20 protein-coding genes are annotated in these 19,174 nt (G+C 56.4%); 2 read left to right on the top strand and 18 right to left on the bottom strand.

The features are described 5' to 3' along the window. Positions 1-59: 59 nt before the first annotated feature. Together EG886_RS13995 and EG886_RS14000 are read right to left on the bottom strand one after the other, a co-directional pair. Positions 60-434, bottom strand: coding sequence for a hypothetical protein (locus EG886_RS13995; RefSeq protein ID WP_241154318.1), 375 nt, complete (start codon positions 432-434; stop codon positions 60-62). Continuing rightward, on the bottom strand, positions 431-886 hold the full coding sequence (locus EG886_RS14000; RefSeq protein ID WP_241154319.1) for a nucleotidyltransferase domain-containing protein: 456 nt from the start codon (positions 884-886) through the stop codon (positions 431-433). Before EG886_RS14000 ends, EG886_RS13995 begins: the two co-directional genes overlap by 4 nt. 195 nt (positions 887-1,081) lie before the next feature. Between EG886_RS14000 and EG886_RS11405 the strand changes: the two genes are divergently transcribed. Continuing rightward, on the top strand, positions 1,082-1,288 hold the full coding sequence (locus tag EG886_RS11405; RefSeq protein WP_241154320.1) for a DUF4083 family protein: 207 nt from the start codon (positions 1,082-1,084) through the stop codon (positions 1,286-1,288). 466 nt (positions 1,289-1,754) lie between these two features. On the opposite strand, the gene EG886_RS11410 is transcribed toward EG886_RS11405, so the two are convergent. The 8 genes from EG886_RS11410 to EG886_RS11445 form a co-directional block, all read right to left on the bottom strand. Next, positions 1,755-2,189, bottom strand: a complete 435-nt coding sequence (locus tag EG886_RS11410; RefSeq protein ID WP_164491816.1) for a GIY-YIG nuclease family protein — start codon at positions 2,187-2,189, stop codon at positions 1,755-1,757. 685 nt (positions 2,190-2,874) lie between these two features. Further along, positions 2,875-4,047, bottom strand: coding sequence for a type III-B CRISPR module RAMP protein Cmr6 (gene cmr6 / locus EG886_RS11415; RefSeq protein WP_124728249.1), 1,173 nt, complete (start codon positions 4,045-4,047; stop codon positions 2,875-2,877). Further along, entirely contained in the window at positions 4,044-4,460 is a 417-nt protein-coding gene (gene cmr5 / locus EG886_RS11420) for a type III-B CRISPR module-associated protein Cmr5 (RefSeq protein WP_124728250.1), read from the bottom strand. The genes cmr6 and cmr5 overlap by 4 nt, the downstream gene beginning before the upstream one ends. Next, positions 4,457-5,278 (bottom strand): type III-B CRISPR module RAMP protein Cmr4, encoded by an 822-nt coding sequence (gene cmr4 / locus EG886_RS11425; RefSeq protein ID WP_124728251.1) that lies wholly within the window; start codon positions 5,276-5,278, stop codon positions 4,457-4,459. The genes cmr5 and cmr4 overlap by 4 nt, the downstream gene beginning before the upstream one ends. Then, positions 5,275-6,435, bottom strand: coding sequence for a type III-B CRISPR module-associated Cmr3 family protein (locus EG886_RS11430; RefSeq protein WP_124728252.1), 1,161 nt, complete (start codon positions 6,433-6,435; stop codon positions 5,275-5,277). Before EG886_RS11430 ends, cmr4 begins: the two co-directional genes overlap by 4 nt. Then, positions 6,432-8,375 carry a type III-B CRISPR-associated protein Cas10/Cmr2 gene (cas10, locus tag EG886_RS11435; protein WP_124728253.1) on the bottom strand — a complete coding sequence of 648 codons (1,944 nt, stop codon included), beginning with the start codon at positions 8,373-8,375 and terminating at the stop codon, positions 6,432-6,434. Before cas10 ends, EG886_RS11430 begins: the two co-directional genes overlap by 4 nt. Further along, a complete protein-coding gene (gene cmr1, locus EG886_RS11440; protein WP_124728254.1) occupies positions 8,372-9,415 on the bottom strand; it encodes a type III-B CRISPR module RAMP protein Cmr1 in 1,044 nt (347 codons plus the stop codon). Before cmr1 ends, cas10 begins: the two co-directional genes overlap by 4 nt. A 319-nt stretch (positions 9,416-9,734) precedes the next feature. Continuing rightward, entirely contained in the window at positions 9,735-10,160 is a 426-nt protein-coding gene (locus tag EG886_RS11445) for a hypothetical protein (protein ID WP_124728255.1), read from the bottom strand. A gap of 335 nt (positions 10,161-10,495) precedes the next feature. Here EG886_RS11445 and EG886_RS14005 point away from each other — a divergent pair, with 335 nt between their 5' ends. After that, entirely contained in the window at positions 10,496-10,633 is a 138-nt protein-coding gene (locus EG886_RS14005; RefSeq protein ID WP_241154321.1) for a hypothetical protein, read from the top strand. Positions 10,634-10,700: 67 nt separating this feature from the next. Here EG886_RS14005 and EG886_RS11455 read toward each other — a convergent pair whose 3' ends face one another. From EG886_RS11455 to EG886_RS11490, 8 genes are all read right to left on the bottom strand, one after another. After that, positions 10,701-11,393 (bottom strand): hypothetical protein, encoded by a 693-nt coding sequence (locus EG886_RS11455; RefSeq protein ID WP_124728256.1) that lies wholly within the window; start codon positions 11,391-11,393, stop codon positions 10,701-10,703. A gap of 257 nt (positions 11,394-11,650) precedes the next feature. Then, positions 11,651-12,421 (bottom strand): CRISPR-associated endoribonuclease Cas6, encoded by a 771-nt coding sequence (gene cas6, locus EG886_RS11460; RefSeq protein WP_124728257.1) that lies wholly within the window; start codon positions 12,419-12,421, stop codon positions 11,651-11,653. Between the two features lie 234 nt (positions 12,422-12,655). Next, the gene (locus EG886_RS11465) at positions 12,656-14,413 is read right to left on the bottom strand and encodes an acyl-CoA dehydrogenase family protein (protein WP_124728258.1); all 1,758 of its coding nucleotides are present in this window, start codon (positions 14,411-14,413) and stop codon (positions 12,656-12,658) included. A 169-nt stretch (positions 14,414-14,582) separates the two neighbouring features. Continuing rightward, the gene (locus EG886_RS11470; protein ID WP_124728259.1) at positions 14,583-15,857 is read right to left on the bottom strand and encodes a hypothetical protein; all 1,275 of its coding nucleotides are present in this window, start codon (positions 15,855-15,857) and stop codon (positions 14,583-14,585) included. A gap of 253 nt (positions 15,858-16,110) precedes the next feature. Next, complete coding sequence (locus EG886_RS11475; protein WP_124728260.1) at positions 16,111-16,491, bottom strand: hypothetical protein; 381 nt, start codon at positions 16,489-16,491, stop codon at positions 16,111-16,113. A gap of 289 nt (positions 16,492-16,780) precedes the next feature. Beyond that, positions 16,781-17,506, bottom strand: coding sequence for an ABC transporter permease (locus EG886_RS11480; protein WP_164491817.1), 726 nt, complete (start codon positions 17,504-17,506; stop codon positions 16,781-16,783). Between the two features lie 14 nt (positions 17,507-17,520). Continuing rightward, a complete protein-coding gene (locus tag EG886_RS11485) occupies positions 17,521-18,243 on the bottom strand; it encodes an ABC transporter permease (RefSeq protein ID WP_124728262.1) in 723 nt (240 codons plus the stop codon). After that, the gene (locus tag EG886_RS11490; protein WP_124728263.1) at positions 18,243-19,157 is read right to left on the bottom strand and encodes an ABC transporter ATP-binding protein; all 915 of its coding nucleotides are present in this window, start codon (positions 19,155-19,157) and stop codon (positions 18,243-18,245) included. Before EG886_RS11490 ends, EG886_RS11485 begins: the two co-directional genes overlap by 1 nt. Positions 19,158-19,174 lie beyond the last annotated feature (17 nt).

Below are 19,174 nucleotides of genomic sequence, written 5' to 3' on the forward strand. Positions count from 1 at the left end.
CATAAAATTATCAAACATCTTCACCGTTTGCAAATCTTGGGCCACCAAGATTTTTATTTTTACCCGGAGACGAGATCCTCCGTTTCCCTGAACAACTCTTCCAACCGCTCAAATGCCTCTTTCAGCCGCTCTTTATCGGGGGAAATCAAGGTGAAGATCTCATCCACCCGCTCCCTGTATCCCGCCGGGACCGATTTCAATGAAGCCGCCAGGAAAACAGACCCTTTTTCATTCATAAAGTGGCATTCATTGAAGGCAAAGAGCACCTGGTTCAGACAGGAAACCGCCCGGAAACAGGAACCGGCCGCGTACGACGTGTCCAGGCCGGAAATGCTCTTTCGGCCCGTCTGCACCGAAAAATCCGCCTCCCGCAAAAAGCGGTCGATCAAGGCCCGTTTCAATGGTGAAGGATACGGCGTCACCATCGATTTCAATTGTGCAACCACTCCGGACGGATCACGGAGAACCCGGCACAAGCCAGATAAGTGGCATTGGTGAATCCGTGAGGATGGCCCGGCTGCATGTCAATCGTCACCTGCTCACGCAAGCACTCGTCAATCACCGCCCTTACCTTGGACAGATCGCGGTACAAAATGTCCACCGCCATTCCCCGCACCTTCAGCCAACCTCCGCCGTTGATCCACGGCCCCCAACCGCCGGGGGCTGTCAGGAGTTGCTCCCGGTGGTCATCGTCCAACTCCGTGGCAATCTTCTGCAGTTCATCCAGGTCCAATGTTTCCGCAGAAGAAATGTAGATCCCAATGTCAATGTCCGAATCCGGCCGATGAGATTCCCGCGCCCGCGAACCGCCAAGCACCACCGCCTCCACACCACGGACCGGCACCAAACGCTTCGCAATGTCGTCGATGAGGGATTGGATGTCCATGTAATCCCCCCTCTTTCAAGAATGGAAACTCTCTCATCCAGAAAGGGTTCTGTGAGAAAGACGCAAGTTCCTGTCCGGAAAAAGGAACATGCACGAAAACAGAGGACATTCTTCAACATGGATTGAATCCTTGATGAAACGGATACATATATGGAGGGATCAAGACAGGATCCGCGATGGGAAAGAGGTGAAAGCATGGAGTGGATCATCGGGATTTTGATCGTCCTGTTTTTCCTGTCATTCATCCAGTTTGTGTACAATCTCGTCCGAATTCCAAGGCAAATTCTCCACAGCAATACGGAATTGGAAAAAAAGCTGGACAAAGTCATCGAGCTGCTGGAAGAAAAACGGTCCGACCCCCCGCCGCCTCCGCCGGACGACAAACAACCTGAGAACGAATGAAGACTCGGTCCACAAAAACAGTGAAGTCTGTGAATCAGGGACATCCCTGGTTCACAGACTTTTTTGTTTCAATTCATGATAATTCCACTATCTCACTATGGATACAACTCAAATTTTGTGGTCAAACGAGTAAGTTCAGTTCATTCCCAACTTTCAATTCCACCATGGATCCAACTCAAACGAGAGAAAAGTGCCAGATGAAATTGTGCGAACCATATCTTTCAATTCCACTATGGATACAACTCAAACGAAGAAGGGCGACATCCCCAAAGAAACCAAACTTTCCACTTTCAATTCCACCATGGATCCAACTCAAACCCATCTGTGAACACCAGAAAAATCAAGGCTTCTTCATTATACCAAACCTCAAAAAAGTCTGTGAACCGGGAGTCCTGCAAAAACCCCGGCAGGTTCACAGACTTCGTTTAAGAATACGTTACAGATAAAGATAGCCCCTTGGCGAGGCTCACTCCTCAACCATAAACTCAAAGATGTTTCCCTGGATGTATTCACTGGCCCGCTGACGCTTGCGTCGGCGCCGTCCGGCCCGGTCGTACTCAGAAGGCGCATTGTACAGCTGGGCTTTTTTGTGCTGGAGGATCCACTTGTCCTCGGCCTCGGGCAGTTTCTTCCGATCGTTAACAACTTCCAATATTCTGAATTCAAACCATTCGGGAGCATCTTTACGATATTTCTTGAAGTCAAGTTGCAACTCAATGACGTGATGCGTTCCGTTTTTCAGTTGACTCAAATGTTCCTTTACCCTTTTCTGAGCACACCGCGTCCGACCAATGTACATTCGCCCATTGATCAAGTTCACCAACGCATAAATGGCGGCAATACCCTTTGGCAACGTGATTTTTTCATTCAAACGGATTCGATAATGCTGCGGATCTTGCATTTCACCCTCCCCCATAGAGAATTATTCTGTTTTTAATAATTTACCTTGGAAACACTCGAGAACACAACAAGAATTTCGAGAGATGAAACATTTGAATGAAAAGTCAGGCCGACGTCAGCCGTGTATATATGGAGTTTATCCTTCATGAGGCAAAAACTTGAGTTCTGTCACGGACTGCAAAGATCGTCGATAAAAAAAGTGTGTAAAGTCTGTATAACAAAGGACATCCCTCGATTACAGACTTTTTTGTTTCACATATTCGAATAAGGATTCAACTCAAACCTTGAAGACTTACAGGACATTGCCCTCCGTGGCAGCTTTCAATTCCACCATGGGACCAACTCAAACCCCATTGTAAACACCAGAAATCAAGGCTTCCCCTCATGAGCCGGGAGTCTTGCAAATAAGGTTCACAGATTTCACTTCTATATTCTGAAAAAAATTCCATTTCCTTTGAGCATAAAAATAAAAAAGTTGCTGTTCCACCGGAACATTTGTGTGTCGGTTGGTCGTTTTCGACAGTATGTCATATGGTCTGCTTCGTCAGGAACTCATTCAACGGGCTTGGTTCTCCACCCACGAGAATCGTTGACAGGGAAGGAGCCAGTCGGGCCCCTTCCCGGTGTCCCCCACTCCTGTACTTGCTCAGGAACGGGGAATGACGGTGCACGCATAACCGAACGTTTCATCGAGATTCCGTCTGGTTCAGCACGTCCTTGATCTGCTGGACCCTTTCTTTGTTTTTCTTGTTGGGCTTTTTCCATTGATCCGGTTTGTGCGTCTGGTACCAGTTGGCCAGATGAACGGCGATCTCCCGCCGCTCCTCCACGGGAACGTCCGGATCCTGAAGACGGGGGATCCATTTGTTCTTGAGCGCTTCCATGAAACGCTGTTCATCGCTCTCGCAGCCGTCGTCATGTATTTCCCGAAGAATGGGGGACATGTTTCGGCGCGCTTCTTCTTCGGCCCGAGCGCGTTCTTTTTCTTCCAAGCGACGCTTCCAATTGCCAAGCTCGACGTTGTCCACTTCAAACCGGCCGTAACCGACGGCAGTCTTGGCTCCCGCCCCGATCCAGTCGAGGGCTTCCTTCAGCCAATCCATCACCTGTTCGGCGTCTTTCCTGCATGTCTCACACGACGGAATGCGAGGCATCACGGCGAACAGGAACGTTTGCCCGGATGCCACGGTGAGAAACGGAATCGGCGTGGGATCCTGCATATCGTCGGGAGCGTTTCTGTCCGGATCCCGATAATATTCGGAAACATGCGGAGTCATCACATCGGCTTCCAGCTTCACCGGCGTGGTCGGAAGGGCGTCGAGGAAAATGACGCTGCCGACGCGGTGCGGCACGTTCTTGCCGGTGCGGCTGCCGAAGATCCGTTCGATATCATCCTGTTCCGCTTCGGCCCACTGCTCGGCCCAAGCGCGGACAACTCCCTTGACGGAAGAACCGGGAAGAACCGCCGTTCCCAAGGTGGGGTGCCACGAGAAGCCGTTTTCCACCGGGTGCGGGCGACCCAGTCCGGTGACGAACCGACCCGCCGTTTTCATCGGGAGGATGTGGCCTTTTCGCTCCAATACCAGTTCCTCCATGCGATGAACCATGTCGCTGACCAGTTCCCGATGACGGGAGGTCGGCTGAATTCCGGTGACCGTCTGGATCCAATCCTGCTTCCTTCTTCCCAACTCCGGATACCGATGTTTTTTATCTCTTTCCCATCGATCGCAAAACTTCTCGTACCACAGCCCGATGTGGCCGTCCACCGGGCACTGGTGAATGCGTTCCGGGCCTCGGTACAGGGGAAGGAACCATTGCTCGCGCTCAATTTTTCCCTCCTTGACGCGTCCCTTGGTCATCTTTCGCTCCCCTCCGGCTGTTTCAAGAAAGCCGTGCACAGTTTTTTGTGCCACTCCAGCCAGGTCATCGCTTCGCCCAAGGCCCACAGATATTCGGCACGCCCTCGTTCCATGAGCGCATCCAACAGGTCGTCATGATTCCGGTACGGGCTGTGGGGATGCTCCTTTGTCAGCCATTCGGACAAGTCATTGTACACCAGACGGTGAGGATCGGACGGATCCAGTTTTGCCGCGGCCAACAACTGGGCCAGAGCCTGTCCCAGTCCGTTGATGCGAATGTCCGCGGGCAGGCGAATGACATAGCCGGCGTAATCATCCGCCTTCTGCGTGTCCAAAGTTTCTTTACGCTCTTTCACCTTCCGATGCGAAAACGCCGCGCGCAACTGGTCAAGGGTCCGTTCTTGCTCGCTCATTGCGCTCCCTCCACGATTTGGGTGATCATCCAGCCTTGTCCCACCGTTTCGTTTCCGCCCACCTGCACGTGAATGCTTTCCGAGAGGTGTTCCTTCAACTTCGTCAGTTCTTCTTCCTTGCCGGGCCGCACCAGGAACAGGGCATAAAACAGGCAGTCCGGCGGGAGCATCTCTTCGTACCAGAGGTTGGTGCTCTTCTTGGTTTTGTCGTCCAGGGAGTTGCGTGCCGCCACGGGGAGCGCATAGCGCGCGAAATGAGTGAAAGCGTCATCATGCAACACAACCAACTGCTCAGGCAAGCGTTTGCGCACCGATTCATGGCGGATCAGGGGAGCCAACAACTCAGACAGTTCCTCAATGATCGATCGATTGACGACGGTTTTGAACGAAAGCTCTTCCAGGAAGAGGACTTCTTCTCCCTCAGCAACGAGAGCGTCGAACTTGGCGATCTTCCACTCCGGAAGGGGCTTTTCCTCACCGATCAGGCCCAGATCCCGCACAAACCGTTCCAACAAATACGGACAGGTGATCCAGCGGCTGTGCCCGGTGAGCGAACGCACCGGAAGAAGCAGCAGCCGGGCATCCGTCACGCCGACCGCTCCGGCCGAGTCTTGCTTGCCGAAGATCCGTTCGGCGAATTCCTGGTTCCGTTCATGTTCCGCCTTGCTCCGCAGCGTCCCTTTCAAGCTGGTGCCGGGGATGACGGGAAAATCGGTGGCTGCTTCCCGCGAGACCGGCAAATCGATGACCCCTTGGGAGCGACCGGCTCCGGGATGCACCGACGTCTCAGCCAACATTCCGAGCATGAAACCGTTCATTGGCGTTCCTCCTGTTCGTGCCACATTCCGATGGCGATTTGTCCGTATCCGAAATTCGTGTCCAATCCGACAAACGATCCGTGCAAATCGGCGATCCGGGATGCCTCGGAGACGTCCGCGGTGTAAAACCATGCAGTTCCCGCGGGGACAAACGGTGCGAGCGGGCGCGGCTTTCGATGTTCAAGATCCCAGCCGCCGACGCGCAGCATTTTCCCGACCGACGCGGAAATGAGACGGAAAGCGGGATCCTGAAGAGGCCCGTTGATGAGCGCCCGCCGGGTGCCGACCGGTTCCGTCACCGGTCCGTTCGTGGGGAAACGGTCAAATTTGCCCGGAGTGAGCAGCGTCACCGTGAACCGGATTTGTCCTCCCTCCCCCCGGAGCTCCGGCATGTTCGGCAAAACATGCGATTCATTCATGTCCGACACTTCCAGTTCGGCAAATCGTCCTTCCCCGCCGAGCGGAATGCCTCGTTTCCCCTCGGGGTGCCAGTCATCCGGGATGCCCCCCACCCCGATTTCCACTCGCAGATTGCGATGCGGCCGGATGTGCGTCAGGGTATAGAGATGGCCGTCCATCGCCGTTCGGTGGGAACGATCCATCCCGATGCCCACGCGATACTCATCGCCCCACAGATCATCCGGTCTCCGGATGTCTCCCTTGTCCGGGATGCCACCGGCCAGCACCCGCTCCATGCCTTTCCGGGTGAGCCACAGCGACTCTTGCAATTTTCCGCCGTCCACCCGCTTTTGGACCTCCGGCAACCGATGCTCCCCCAGGTCGGACCGGATCTTGTCACGTCCCGGTGCCAGGCGCACCAGCTTCCAATCTCCCGACTCCAACCGCTTTCCGAACAACACGAGCGGAGCAGGATAAAGTCGTTCCTCTCCGAACCGGAGCCAAGGGCCGGTCAGTTGCAAATCCCCCGGGTGATCCGCGTTTCCCAGTTCCTTGGGAAGCGGAACGTGTTTGCCCCCCTCTCCCGGTCTCCAGCCGCGCCCGATGGCCAACACGGTGCGCACGGCCCCCTGCAAGGTGTTCATCATGGGCGGAAAGAGGCCGCGCGGGTGAACCGAACCGGGATCTCCCTGGTTCAGCGGAGTTCCGTCCCGGAAAAACAACGTGTCCAAGGCTCGAAACGACCAGATTTTGCTCATTCGCTTCCACTCCCCTTTTCCGCGAGGAAGCGGGCCAACAGAGCCCCGTCCAGCGACAGCGGCATTTGCTCCCGCATCAGTTGACCGTCATCTTTGTAAAAGGATCGGAGACAAACGGACAGAAGCGTCCGGGCCATCTCCTTTGCCTTCTCCCGGGCTTCCTCCCCTTTTTGCCGGGTGGCACGCATGTAATCCGCTGCGATGAGACCGGTAAGAATTTCCCGGTTTTCTTCCGGATTCTCGTCAAATTGCAACTCGCCGGTCAGTTGCTCCCGGAGTTTGTGCAGAAAGCTGCCGGAGACACCCCGCTCGCCTTCTTCGCCCAACCGAGCTGCCAGTTTGTGAAGGAGTGTGTCGTTTTCGTTCTCGCCGAACAACTCCCACGGCATCGACCAAACCAGGTCGGGGCCCGAGCGTTTCCACACCCCGATGGCGATGCTGTTGCGTCCCGTTTTCTCTTTGGCCACGTCATCCAGCAAATGATGAGCATGCGCGATCACGCCGGACAGCGGAACCATGTAGTGGGCGAACACGATTCCTGCGGAAATGCCGGGCAAGGCGCCTTCCCGTTTCAGGGATTCAAGTCGGCCCTCTCCAAACACTTCCACAAATGCTTTCCGGTATTTGTTTCTGAGCATCACCGCCGCCGAAATGACCTTGTCCATCGGGAACATGGCCAGCACGTCGTCTCCTCCGGCATAGACGGTGACTCCGTCATTCTCCCGGATCTTCTCCTCGATGTCTTCCGTGAACAAGGACAACGCACGGCTCACATCCTCCCGCTCCACTCCGTCTGTCTGCAACAGCTTGCCCAGTCGATCCCCGTCCATGATCAGCAAAGCATAGTGAGGGGAAGGTTCACCAAGGTCTTTCCCATCATCGTCCTTGGCGTGAGTCAACTTCTCATACGCTTCATCGATCCCATCCGGCACATTTCGCTCAAACAGCCGGTCCTGCCCGCTTTTGAAATACACGTGCCCGTCCAGATTGACAAATACGAAGCTGTCGCCCGGATTCTCGAAAAAGCGGCGTCCGTGCCAGCTCTGGCTCACCTTATCGGAACGACACACTTCCTCCGCAAATTTCCGGGCTTCCTCGGGGGCATTTTTCACCGCCTTGCGGATCCACGGAAGGGCAGCCAGATAGGAGTTGGACGGAAATTGAAGCGCTTCGGGCGGAAATTCCCAGCCGATCGCTTCTTTCGCAACTCTGGGAAAGAACCGCTTGATCAGTGCAACGGCACTGAGGCGTTCGTTTTCATGAAGCTCTCTTTTGCTCTTCCAGAGAGTCTCCACCCGCTTCCGAACGGCGGTCCAAAATCGCTCCTGATGTTCCCTCTCTCCCGCCGGCCGGATCCAACCGGACAATTCCTGCAATTCACTCACCAGCGTGCATTTGTCTCCCGGCTCCACGGTGGGGACAAGGGTTCGCCAATTCTTGCGCAGATCCAACAGATGGGAGGCAGCGCCTTCCACCCAGGCCATCTCCCACCAGCCGTCCACCTGCCGGTTCCAGATCTCCTCGGTGCCTCTTCCGAGCGCCAAGATCTCCGACTTCAGGATTTCTCCCCGCACCGCCTCCGCAATCTTCCGCCAGGCGTTTTGCACGGCCTTCACACAACGATCGGGATGGAAATCGTCCGGAACCTCGCACAGAAATCGGTTGGGCAAGCTGCCCACCCAGCGCCGGTGCGTGGTCGTTCCGTGCCGCTTGTATTGCAGAATGTCCATCAGCAGCGGATCATGGATCTCTGCTTCACGACCTTCGCCGTCATGGACATACGGGAACACGATTCTCCCGTTCCCTTCCAGCACTTCCGCCATGGCCACGCCGGACAGATACGACAACAAAAACGAACTGGCCAACAGATCCCTCGTCCGGCGGGACTGGGCAACAAACCCCTGCACCGGACCGATCGTGAAATGAACGTGTTTCTTCACGCGTCCCCCTCCCGCAAATGTTCACTGTACCCGGCGGATCGCAGATGATCGGAGAATTTTTGTTTCCAGCTTCCTGGAATCTCTTGAAGATCTCCGTCCGGCTCCCAACGATTGCCGTTCTTCACGAACCTGCGCACTTTGGGGGACGGGGCGTCCATCAGGACAAACAGGGGAAATACCCGTTCTTTCAACGCCACGATCCGGAACATCGCCGGTGATGCCATGCGATTGCGCCCTTCCGGCTGATATTTCACCTTGTATTGAGGCACCTGCATGGCAAGTCCCAGGGCCCAGCGCGCCCTCCGGTAGGTTGTCCGGAACTCCTCGAGCAGTTTGATGCCGTCCTGCATCGCGGGAAGCCATTCGTCTTGACCGGAACCCGCCAAAAACCGGCATTTCGGTCCGAGATGGGTGTGTCTGCCATCAAACGATCCCGGAAACCAATTCCCGAGCACCTCCAGCCCCTTCAGGAGAATCTCCATCCATTCCTCCGGCGTTTCCGCTTCCACTCCCAGCGGAAGCTGGTTCATCAGAGAGGCCGCATCCCCGTCACCGGAAAAATTCCATTTCTCGAGGGCCACGGAGCCGAATCCGCGCCGGTTGCGGAATCCCAATCCTCCCAAATGACCGAGGAGCCAAACGGAAGCCAGCAGGCATTGCCAACCCCGGCGTACATCCCTGTCGAATCCGTTCGGCTTCATGACGAATCGGACCGTGAACGTTTGGCCCGGCAGCAAAGCATTTCGGGTGTCTTTCACCAAAGCCAGAACGTACCTCAACGAACGCTTCCATTCGGCGGATGGCGCATGCCTGGCCGGAACATCACCCGTCAGGTGCATCAGGAACCGGGCTTGTCCCGCACCTGCACCCGTGCCGCCGAACAATGCTTCTTCCCGCTTCCGGAATTCAGGGTCAATCGCCCGGTACCAGAACCGGAGCGCTCCCTTGACGGAAGGCAAACGAATCTCCGGATCTTCTTGATCTGCCCCCGCAAGAAACATGGGGGTCACGATCCGGAAGGTGGCGGTCAATTTATCCATTCCGTTCCCCCTCGGATTCAATGGTTACACACCTTATTTTAAACAAATATTCTTGATATACCATTCGAAAGGAGAAGATATTTTTTGTCTCAATGTTTCTCATTTCATCGTGAACTGACCGGTGTGGTCGGCCTGTTGCATCATGCTTGGAGCAATCAACCCCAAAAACGTCTGTGAACGGGGAGTCCTGCAAAAACCCCGGAAGTTCACAGCCTTCCTGCCTGATGCAGCCAAGGTGTTTTCCGCTTACCTCCCCACTTTGTACACCAAGAGAGAACAGGAATAAAAAGAAGCCGACCATTCATGTGTCGGCTCTTTTTTACCCTGCTTTCTGCATTCGATGTTTTTTCGCTTCGTCAAAGCTTTTTTTGAACAGATAAATGTAGTACGGGAAAAGGAGCGGACCCAAAATTCCCACGACCCAAAAAATAAAAAAAGCAACGACCAAATAAAAGACGACCTTGATCCGTTCAGCATCAGGGTGCCGATACTCGACTTTCACTTCTACCCTGGCGCCGGGTTCAGGAGTGGATTTTCCCGGAAACAGGAAGGACAGAATTTTGCCGATCCCTTTAAATGTGGCGTGAAATCCGACGGGAATTGTCGTGATCCCATATACAACAACCAAAACGGCCAACGCATTCGGCGGCTCTTCAATTTTGCTCATCCAATACAGGAGAAACCAAGACAAGGCAAAAAAGATCACGGTCCAAGCAATCAGCGCATTTCGAGTGCGTGGGTGCATATCGAAGATTCCCCTCCTCCAACCCAAAGTCGTTCCAAAAAAGTCCTGTGACCCATCGAGAACGTAATTTTAAAAGAAAGATAAAATTTCGTCAAGTTTGGCAGCCTCACGGCATTGGACCAAGCCACCGAATGCATCATACACCCCGTAATTGGAGCCTCTGCCGATCGGGGCGGTTTGATAACGGCCTGACGGAATGGCTTTGCCCACGATGTAATGCCCGGCGGAGAGTTTTTTCGGCGCGGATTTGGCAACCTGGATTTGAAGGAACATCCTCCGTTCGACCGCGCATCGGCAACCCGGCCCCGGAACTCAGCGATGAGGATGTGCATCACTTGTTCGACCGGTTTTACAAAGCGGACCGGATGCGAACGGGCAAGGGCTTCGGACCGGGATTGCCGATTGCCAAGAGCCTGATGGAAAAGATGAACGGAAGCATGACCGCCGAGTGGAAAGAAAACGGCTATGGCTGACGTGTGAATGGCGAAACAAAAAAACCACCCGTTCCGCTTATCGGGACGGGCGGTTTTTTGTTGGATGTTACATCGTCTCTTCCCGGTTTGACCCCTGCTCCGGGGCCAGATGCGCTTCAATGAACTCGTCGACATCACGGATGATGCTGCCGCCGAGAATTTCTTCGGGGAACTGATCCAGCGGGAGGCCGGAGGAGATCCGGGAGGCGGGAATCCCGAGATCATTCAAGCGTTTGCCCGCTTGAAACACTTCTTCCCCCCGGGGCACTTCCAGGTACAAGCGCCGGGTGTGGCTCATGAACCAGACTTTGCGCGGCTCCTGGTGACCGGTCTGTTTGCGGCGGCGACGGACACTCCCTTTCCGGGGACGGGAGGGATCGAAGGGAAGCAGCTCCCCGCACCATTTTTCTTTCTCCTCTTCCTGCTTCTGAAAGGAAAGCGGTCGGCGTTCGGCCTTCTCCGCTTTGTCCAGCACGTGCTCCAGCATGGCACGGCCGGTCGGCGGCAATCCGTGAAGTTCCACGGTGCGTTCAAACATTTCCCGCGTGGTGACATCAAGCACGCGCCCAAAGGCGTTCTCGAAAAAGTCCAGCGTGAACAGATACGCTTCGCTGAAATCGATTTCAATCTTCACGCCGTCTTCCTGTTCACCGTGCCGGTGAAGGCGCCACAGCAGCGGAAGCAGTTGGTCGGCCAAATCTTTGCCATCGTCGGGATGGATGCAAAACGGGAAAAAGCGGCCCAGAAGAATGCGGTTCAACAGACATCGCCCCCCTGTGCTCCGTTCAAATCAACAAATTTGATTATAACAGGGTGAATTTTGCCGGGGCCGGAAAAATTTGACCAACTCCTTGCAAAGCGGTGGCGAATTTTTCATGCAAAAAAAAATGCCCGTTTCCCTGAATCTCGGACATGGATCAACGGGTCACGAAACGAGTTTTCAACATCAACACAAGAGGCACGGTTTCGACGCCATGGTTCCCCTTTCATTCCAAAAAGGCCTGAGCAACGGGTGGATCAAGGCGTGCCATGCGACTTGGATTCTTCCCACCATTCCATCATGCCGAACCCTTGGCTCCCGTAGCTACCGAGACCGGCACGGCAAACCACTTCCTGCATTTCCGGCGTGGTCTGGATGATCAGCGGAATCTGATAGCCTTTGATTTTCTTCTCTTTGTACCGGATCAGGACGGCTGCCTTCTGGAGCGAAAACTTTTCCGGATTGGGAAGGATGAGATGGATCTCCCCGTCTTCGGGAAACGGTTTCTTCCAATGCAGCATGTACCAGTTTTTCATCGAGTTGCGCAAGCTGTCGTAGAAGCGGCTCTCCAGCGGATGGCAGAAATGAAGCCCGTTGTCCTGCCATACCGGAACGCAGATGGGAGAGAGCGCTTTCCAACGCATCGTTTCCGTGAACTTCAGCGGTGGCAGCACCCGTACGTCGGTCAGCGGGATGTCCACGTCCAAAAGACGCAATTTGCCCGTCCGCCACATGCCTTCCACCAAGGTGCGCGTCACTTCGGGCAGGATGGAGTCCACCTTGAACGACATGGCTCCCTGAACGACCATGCACTCCGGCTTGTTGACCCTCGACTCGAAATACATCCGTGAAAAGACAAAAGGCTTGTACGACCGTCCCTGATACTCCAGCCCTTTGTCATGCAGCCAGGTGCCGAGGTCGGGATCGACGAGCCGGATGCACTGGTAGATGTAGCTTGCGAGCGGATAGTTGATATCGTACGGGAGCGCCACTTCCCTGTCGAGATAAAAGCGCGCTTCGATCCGCAATCCTGTTCAGTCCTTTCTTCCAGCTGAGCTGGTGCCTTCATCATAGCACATGGGGAGCCGGAATGCACAGGAAGAAGCAGGGGATCTCTCCGGCAGGACAAGGCGGAAATGTCCGGGGCCGTGCATCCGCAGGCGAACCGTTCTTTCGGGTTTTCCCGCAAGAACCGTCCGCTCCGCGGGACGCTGTTCCGGCCCCGTTTTCACGGTTTTCCGATCATCCGCAGGAAGCGATGTTCATTTCCGGTTCTCCTGCCGAACCGGCTCCCCGAATGTCTCGCCTTCGAACCGGACCGCCGAGTCGAACAGTTCCATCGATGGAAGAGTTCCGCTTCCGATGCCGAATTCCTCCGGCCGCCAGGTGCGGCGGACAAAATAGTCGGCCAACTTTGCCAGACGGTGGGTGCCACGGGTGTTTGCGGCATGTTGCGCCTCGTCCAGCAGACGGACGGCCCGGCACACATCGGCCAGCTCATCCGCCAATTTGCGGGCGCAGGCGTTTTGCGTCAGGGAATCGGCCCGCACCACCCGGTGAACGTGCTCCCGGATTTTCGGGATTTCCCGTGACACGATGTCTTTCGCCCGTTCGAGATCTGGCAGCGTGACGGCAGCCAGGCACCGCTCCGCGTCCTCGAGCAGAAGGCATCCGCCGTCCGGTCTTGCCGCCGCCTCCTTGGCCAACAACTTCACCACTTCCAGCCCCATGATGTTGGAAGTGCCCTCCCACACAGTATTCACCTGGGCGTCGCGAAGCAGACGGGGAGTGACGAAATCCTCGATGTATCCGTTCCCGCCGTGAAGTTCCAAAGCGGCCCGGGTGTGGGATACGGCATCTTCGCTGCACCGGTATTTGGCCAGAGCCAGCCACAGCCGCAGCCGGAGGGTTTCGGCGTCCGTTTCCTTTCCTTCCGTGTGAACGGTGTCAAAGCGACGGATCATCTCCGCGGCGAGCGCCCAGTTGGCCTCGATGTCGGTGATCATGTCCAGCAGCGTTTGCCGCACCATCGGATAATCGGTGATCGGACGGCCGAACGCATGACGCCGGGACGCGTAAACGGCGGCTTCCAGGAACGCGCGACGGGACAGGGCGAGCGATCCGGTGGCGGTGCACAGCCGGGAGATGTTCAACGCTTCCGCCATATAGCGGAATCCCTGGTTTTCCTCCCCGACCAGCTCGGCTTCTGCACCGTTTAAAATCAATTCGCCGCTGGGCACCGCCCGGACGCCCAGCTTGTCCTTGAGCCGGCGGATGGAGATGCGGTTTTTCTCCCCGTTTTCCAGCTCCCGCGGCATGAGGAACAGGCTGAGACCTTTTGTTCCCGGAATGTCGCCGGTGCGCGCCAAAATGACGGACACGCCGGCATCGCAGTTGCTGGCAAACCATTTTTCCCCGGTGAGCAACCAGCGGTTTCCTTCTTTCACCGCGCAGGTGGAAACGGCTCCCACATCGGATCCGCCCTGAATCTCGGTGAGGAGGGTGGCTCCCTGCATCAGCGTGTTCCGGTCCATCGAAGCGAGCCGGGGCAGGTATTTGCGCTTCTGCTCTTCACTGCCGAACTTCTCCAGCACAAACGCGACGGCCATGGTCAGCGTGACCGGACAGGTGAAGCCCACTTCCGCCTGGGACATCAGATAGAACATCATCTGGGTGTAGAAAAACGGGATCTTTTGCGGTGCATCTTCCCGATACCTCCAGCCCACGACTCCCGTCTCGTAGCAATCTCCCACGGTGGCGAGATATCCCTCGTTGTAACGGATCTCATTCACTTCCCGCCCTTCCCGGTCATAGCGGACGAGCACCGGTGCCCCGTCCCGATCGGTGTGGGCGGCGCGGCGGTTCATCGGACCGGCGCAATACGCGCCCAGGTCCAGGAGGCGCTTTTCGCCCCACTCCCTGAGAGGGGCCAGATCCCGTTCCACATAGTGACGCATCGTCCAGTCGCTTTCATACCAGTTGAGTTCCGTGGCGTCCCGAAAGCGGCTGTAGTCAAACATGTCCTCGCTTCCTCCTCCTCGATGGAAATGATCCGATTTTTTGCTGAGTTTGTATCAACTTCTACTCATTCTGAATTGTATTTGCATTCTCCTGTCTGTCAGAAGCGATTGCCGGACAAAGAAAAACTCCCTCATCGGGAGTTGAGTTCACGCAACGTCGGTTCGTCGCTCACATTCTCCGGTACACCCGGATCCAGAGGAAGACGGCGCCGATGACCGCAAGAACGATCGGACCGAACACCCAAAGGGGCAGGTTTCCGTTCTTCTTCCGTTGTCCGGAATCGTCATCGCCCGAAGGGGTGCCGGTGCTTCCGTCGTTGTCATCCCCGTCTCCGGTGTCGTCGTTGTTTCCGCTGTCATCGTCATCGTTGTCTTCGGGCGGAGTCGTGCCGGGATCCTCCGACCCGGGGTCATCCGCCGGAGGTTTGGTGCCTCCGCTTTGGTTGTTGCCGTCGTCACCGCCGGGGGGATTGCCGGATCCGGAAGTGATTTTCACCGTTTTCGAGTCCGTCAGAATGCGGCTCTTGCCGGAAACGGTGCCGTCAAATTTGACATGCAAGGTGTACGTGCCCACCGGAATCTGCTCAAAGCGGGCCGAAGCAGACTTGGCGGAAGTGGTTTTGGTGGTTCCCTGTTTCACGATCTTGCCTTTGGAGTCCTTCAGCTGGAACGTCCAGGTACCGGTGGCTTTTTCGCCGTACACCAGCGTACCGAACGCTTCCATGCCGGCGGAACCCGGCTCCACGCGGGCCTGGATTCCCTCTTTCACATACTTGCATTCGCTGGCGACGATCACCCGATACCCGTCCACCGTTCCTTCAAAGCTGATTTCCGCCTCGTAGCGGCCCGGAGTGTTGCCGATGTTCAGGAACGAAGTGTCGTGATCTCCGGTGTGTTTGAACACGCGCCCCGTTCCTTTTTCCTTGTACATCCAGGTTCCCTGGGCTTTGTAGTCGCCTTCCAGACGGGCGTACAGGTAAAAGCGCTCTTTCGCCCGCTCAAAATCGACGCTGCAGCGGATGCCGAAGCCTTCCGGCTCTTCAAACGGCGGAGGAGCCACAAAGGTGTTTGAAGCGGTCACCTGTTTCGGAGTCCCCGAAGGATCGGCGTTTTTGAACGTGACGGTCACCTGGTAGGTTTTCCCGGTTTCAAACAGGTTCAGTTTGAAATAGGTGGTGCATTGGGCCGCACATCCTTCGGTTTCCGTCCGCGTCCCGACTCCGTCGATCGTGTATGTCCAGATCCCCTTGTCGATCGTTGAAGGATCCAAGTTTGTCAGCTTGGCAGTCACCACCAGCACATTGTCCATCTCGGACCTGCCCGCGTGAATCTCCATGCCCGGTTCGGCGGCGTGAGCGACTTCCGCCCATGGAGAGACGGCCAGCATCAAGGAGAACAACGTCAGCCAAACCAACCATCCGAGCCAACCGCGTTTACGCTTCAACGGAAAGACCCCCTTTGATACAACAAACAAATTTTTATGATTGTGAATTTTCTGTATACATCATCATTATACCACATTTTGTCATTCGTTTTAAAGTATTTTATTCAATAATAAAATGATGTTTCTCGTCTCCCGTCCAAAATTCCTCTCAAAAGGACTCACGCCCGGCTTCCCGCAAAAACGGGAAACCGGGCGTGAATCCCTCCGACCCGGACACTTCCGGACCACCTGTTCCGTCACATTTCCTTCTTCTTTACGACTCCCGCACCTTCGCCGGCCGCGGCCGCAGCGCGGGAGTTTGCGGTATGTACTTCTCCACCTGATACCCCGCGCAGATTCCCCACCAGATGTAATTCACCAGCAGAAACACGCCGAATTTTCCCCACAGCGTCCCCGGGACGATCAGATCAAAGGCGATCAGATAGCCGGGAAGAATGGCCAGCTGGGCCATGTTCCCCAACTGATCGGCCATTTCCCAGTAGTACACTTCCTCCACCCGGAGAAGCTTTTCGCCGTAGCGGAGCCTGAGAAACGGACGCACGCTGGAGTAGTAGAAGAAGCCGGGGATCCCCAACAGTCTGCGGTTGACGGCCATCATCAGATAGGTGCCGATGATCAGGAGGATGTATTCCATGGGGTCACCTCGTCTCGAAGGGATCCGTCAAAATCAGATAAAAGAAGGCATATTTATTCATTTCTATATCAAATTATTTTATCCTTCATCTATAATAAAAAATTTCTCTCCATTTTCAACAAAAATTTGACGTCGGAAATTCACCGATTCATTCGTGGAAATAATGTGCAAACAGACCGGCCGGTCGGTTGGCACGGGTCAACAAACGGACTTTTTTCGGAAAATGTTCGCGATTTTAAAAAAATAAACGGATCTTCTCCCTTCCCGGGAGAGATCCGCTTGCTTTCGTTCAATGCCAGTCCCGGCTCACAAATCTTGCCCATCCTCCGCCGAAAAACAGGACAAAGCCTGCGAGGATCACCACATAAAAGGTTGCCGGCGAAACGGAAAACCAGGTTTGTCCGGAAGGGATCATGGCCAGGAACGGTTGGGACCACGGATACCAGGGACCGAGCGTGGCGGAGTTGGCCACCAGGATGGACGGCACGGTGAAAACGGCATTGACGGCGATGGCTGCCCCGAAATTTCTCCAACGCCATGCGGCCCACAGCTGCAGGGCCGTCAGCGGCAACATGGCCACCCATCCCGCCGCCGTCGTTTTCAGGTACGTGTCCCACGGAATCGGCCCCGGATGCCCCGCGATCCAGCCGGACAAGAGGACAGCTGCTCCGAACAGGAGCTGCATCAGGGCGACCGCCAGAATCAACAGAAGGTATTTCGCCCCGTACACGTGCGACCGGGAGACCGGCAGCGCGAGCAGTTGTTTCCAGCCGCCTCCCGCATGCTCCGTGCGACAGAGCACGGCGGCGATCACGCCGGAGATCAGCGGCAACCAGAGTGATGCATACGATGAGACCGCGAAGAAATACGATGCCAGCCAGGGCGACCATTCGGGATGGACATCGGGACCTCCGGATGCCATGCCGGCGGAAATCAGCGGTCCCACGAGAGCCAGCCCCAGAATCAGACCGCGACGGGCTTTCATCCATTCCGCGATCAGGACGCGTGAAAACATGTCCATCCTCCTTTTCATCGGAACTCTCTCAGGGAAACATGCACGGAAGCGGCAACGATGATCAGCGGGAAAACGATGAGGGAAATCCCCACCCACTGCGCCGCCCCCTCCGTGAACGGATAGGCATGGTTCGGCCACGACCAGATCCACCAGTGGAGATGGAGGTCCCGCCGAAACGCCAGGTACGGGCCGAGCAGGGCCCCCACCCCCCCGACCGTCACCGGCAAGGCCTGGTTTCTCCGGACCAGCGACAACCAGAGCTGCAGAGCGAGGAACGGCAGGGTGGCGATGAGCGGCCAGAACACCAGGCGGGTGAGATCCGCCCACGGAACCGGGGCGGGAAGGCCCGCCACGAGTCCGAACCCCCCGATGCAGAGAACGGTGAGACCGCCGGCAAACAGCAACAACATCATCAACCAGACGGCTTTTCCCACCACCCAGACAAAACGGGGAAGGGGAAGTGCGAGAAGCTGTTTCCATCCGTCGGAATCGTGCTCATGACCGGCCGCCACGGCGGAGGTCAACATGCTCCCGACCATCAGAGTCAGCGGAAGCAGGGCGAACACCCAGAAGAACAGTCCCTGTTCCCCGTTCCATCCGCGCGGGAGCAGATATTCCGCACGGAGGCCGTAATTGACGACTTGGCAAAACACCATGGCCACCGGACCGAGCAGCGTCAACCACATCACCCAGGTGCGACGCAGCTTCATCCATTCCGCGGCGAGCACTCGCCCCATCACAGGCTGTTCCCCCTTCCGGTCAGCTCGATGAACAGGTGTTCCAGGTTCTTGCCGGCAGACGCCACCCGGTAGACGGAATGCCCGCTTTCCACCAACACCCGCACCATCGCCGCGGTCTGCTCCCGGTCGGTCTCGTCCGCGCACAGACAGCCTCCGTCCCGGCGGACGGACCATCCCCGCCGTTTCAAGACGGTCTCCGCCTCTTCCGGGCGATCCGTCTCGATCTCCAGGCGACCATTGCCCCGGGCGCGCAGTTCATCCAGAGACCCTTGGAAAACCAATCGTCCGTCGGCGATGATGCCCGCATGCGTGGCGATCTGCTCCACTTCCCCGAGCAGGTGGCTGGAGACAAACACCGTGGTGCCGGACTCCTTCGGCAATTCCCGGATCAGCTCCCGCATTTCCTGCATCCCTGCCGGATCGAGCCCGTTGGTCGGCTCGTCGAGAATCAACAGCTCCGGCTCTCCCAGCAGCGCCGCCGCGATGCCGAGCCGCTGCTTCATCCCCAGCGAATACGTCCCCGCCCGCCGGTGGGCGTTCTTCTCCAGCCGCACCTGCTCCAGCACGTCCCCGATCCGCCGCTCGGGCACCCCCAGCAGCGTGGCCATCACCTTCAGGTTTTGGTATCCGGTCAGGTGACCGTAGACGGTGGGGGTTTCCACCAGGGATCCGATGCGGCGCAGGACCGTCCGGCGATGTTCTCCCGGATCCATGCCGAACAGCCGGATCCGCCCTTCCGTAGGGCGCATCAGTCCCAACAACATCCGGATGGTGGTCGTCTTGCCCGCGCCGTTTGGACCGAGAAAGCCGTACACCACTCCCTTCGGCACGCGAAGATCCAAACCGTCGACGGACACTTTTTGTCCGAATCGCTTGCGCAAACCTTCCGTTTCAATGACATAACGGCTCATCTTCCTCACCTCGCCCT

Source organism: Staphylospora marina, assembly GCF_003856495.1.
GTDB classification, from domain to species: Bacteria; Bacillota; Bacilli; order Thermoactinomycetales; family Thermoactinomycetaceae; genus Staphylospora; species Staphylospora marina.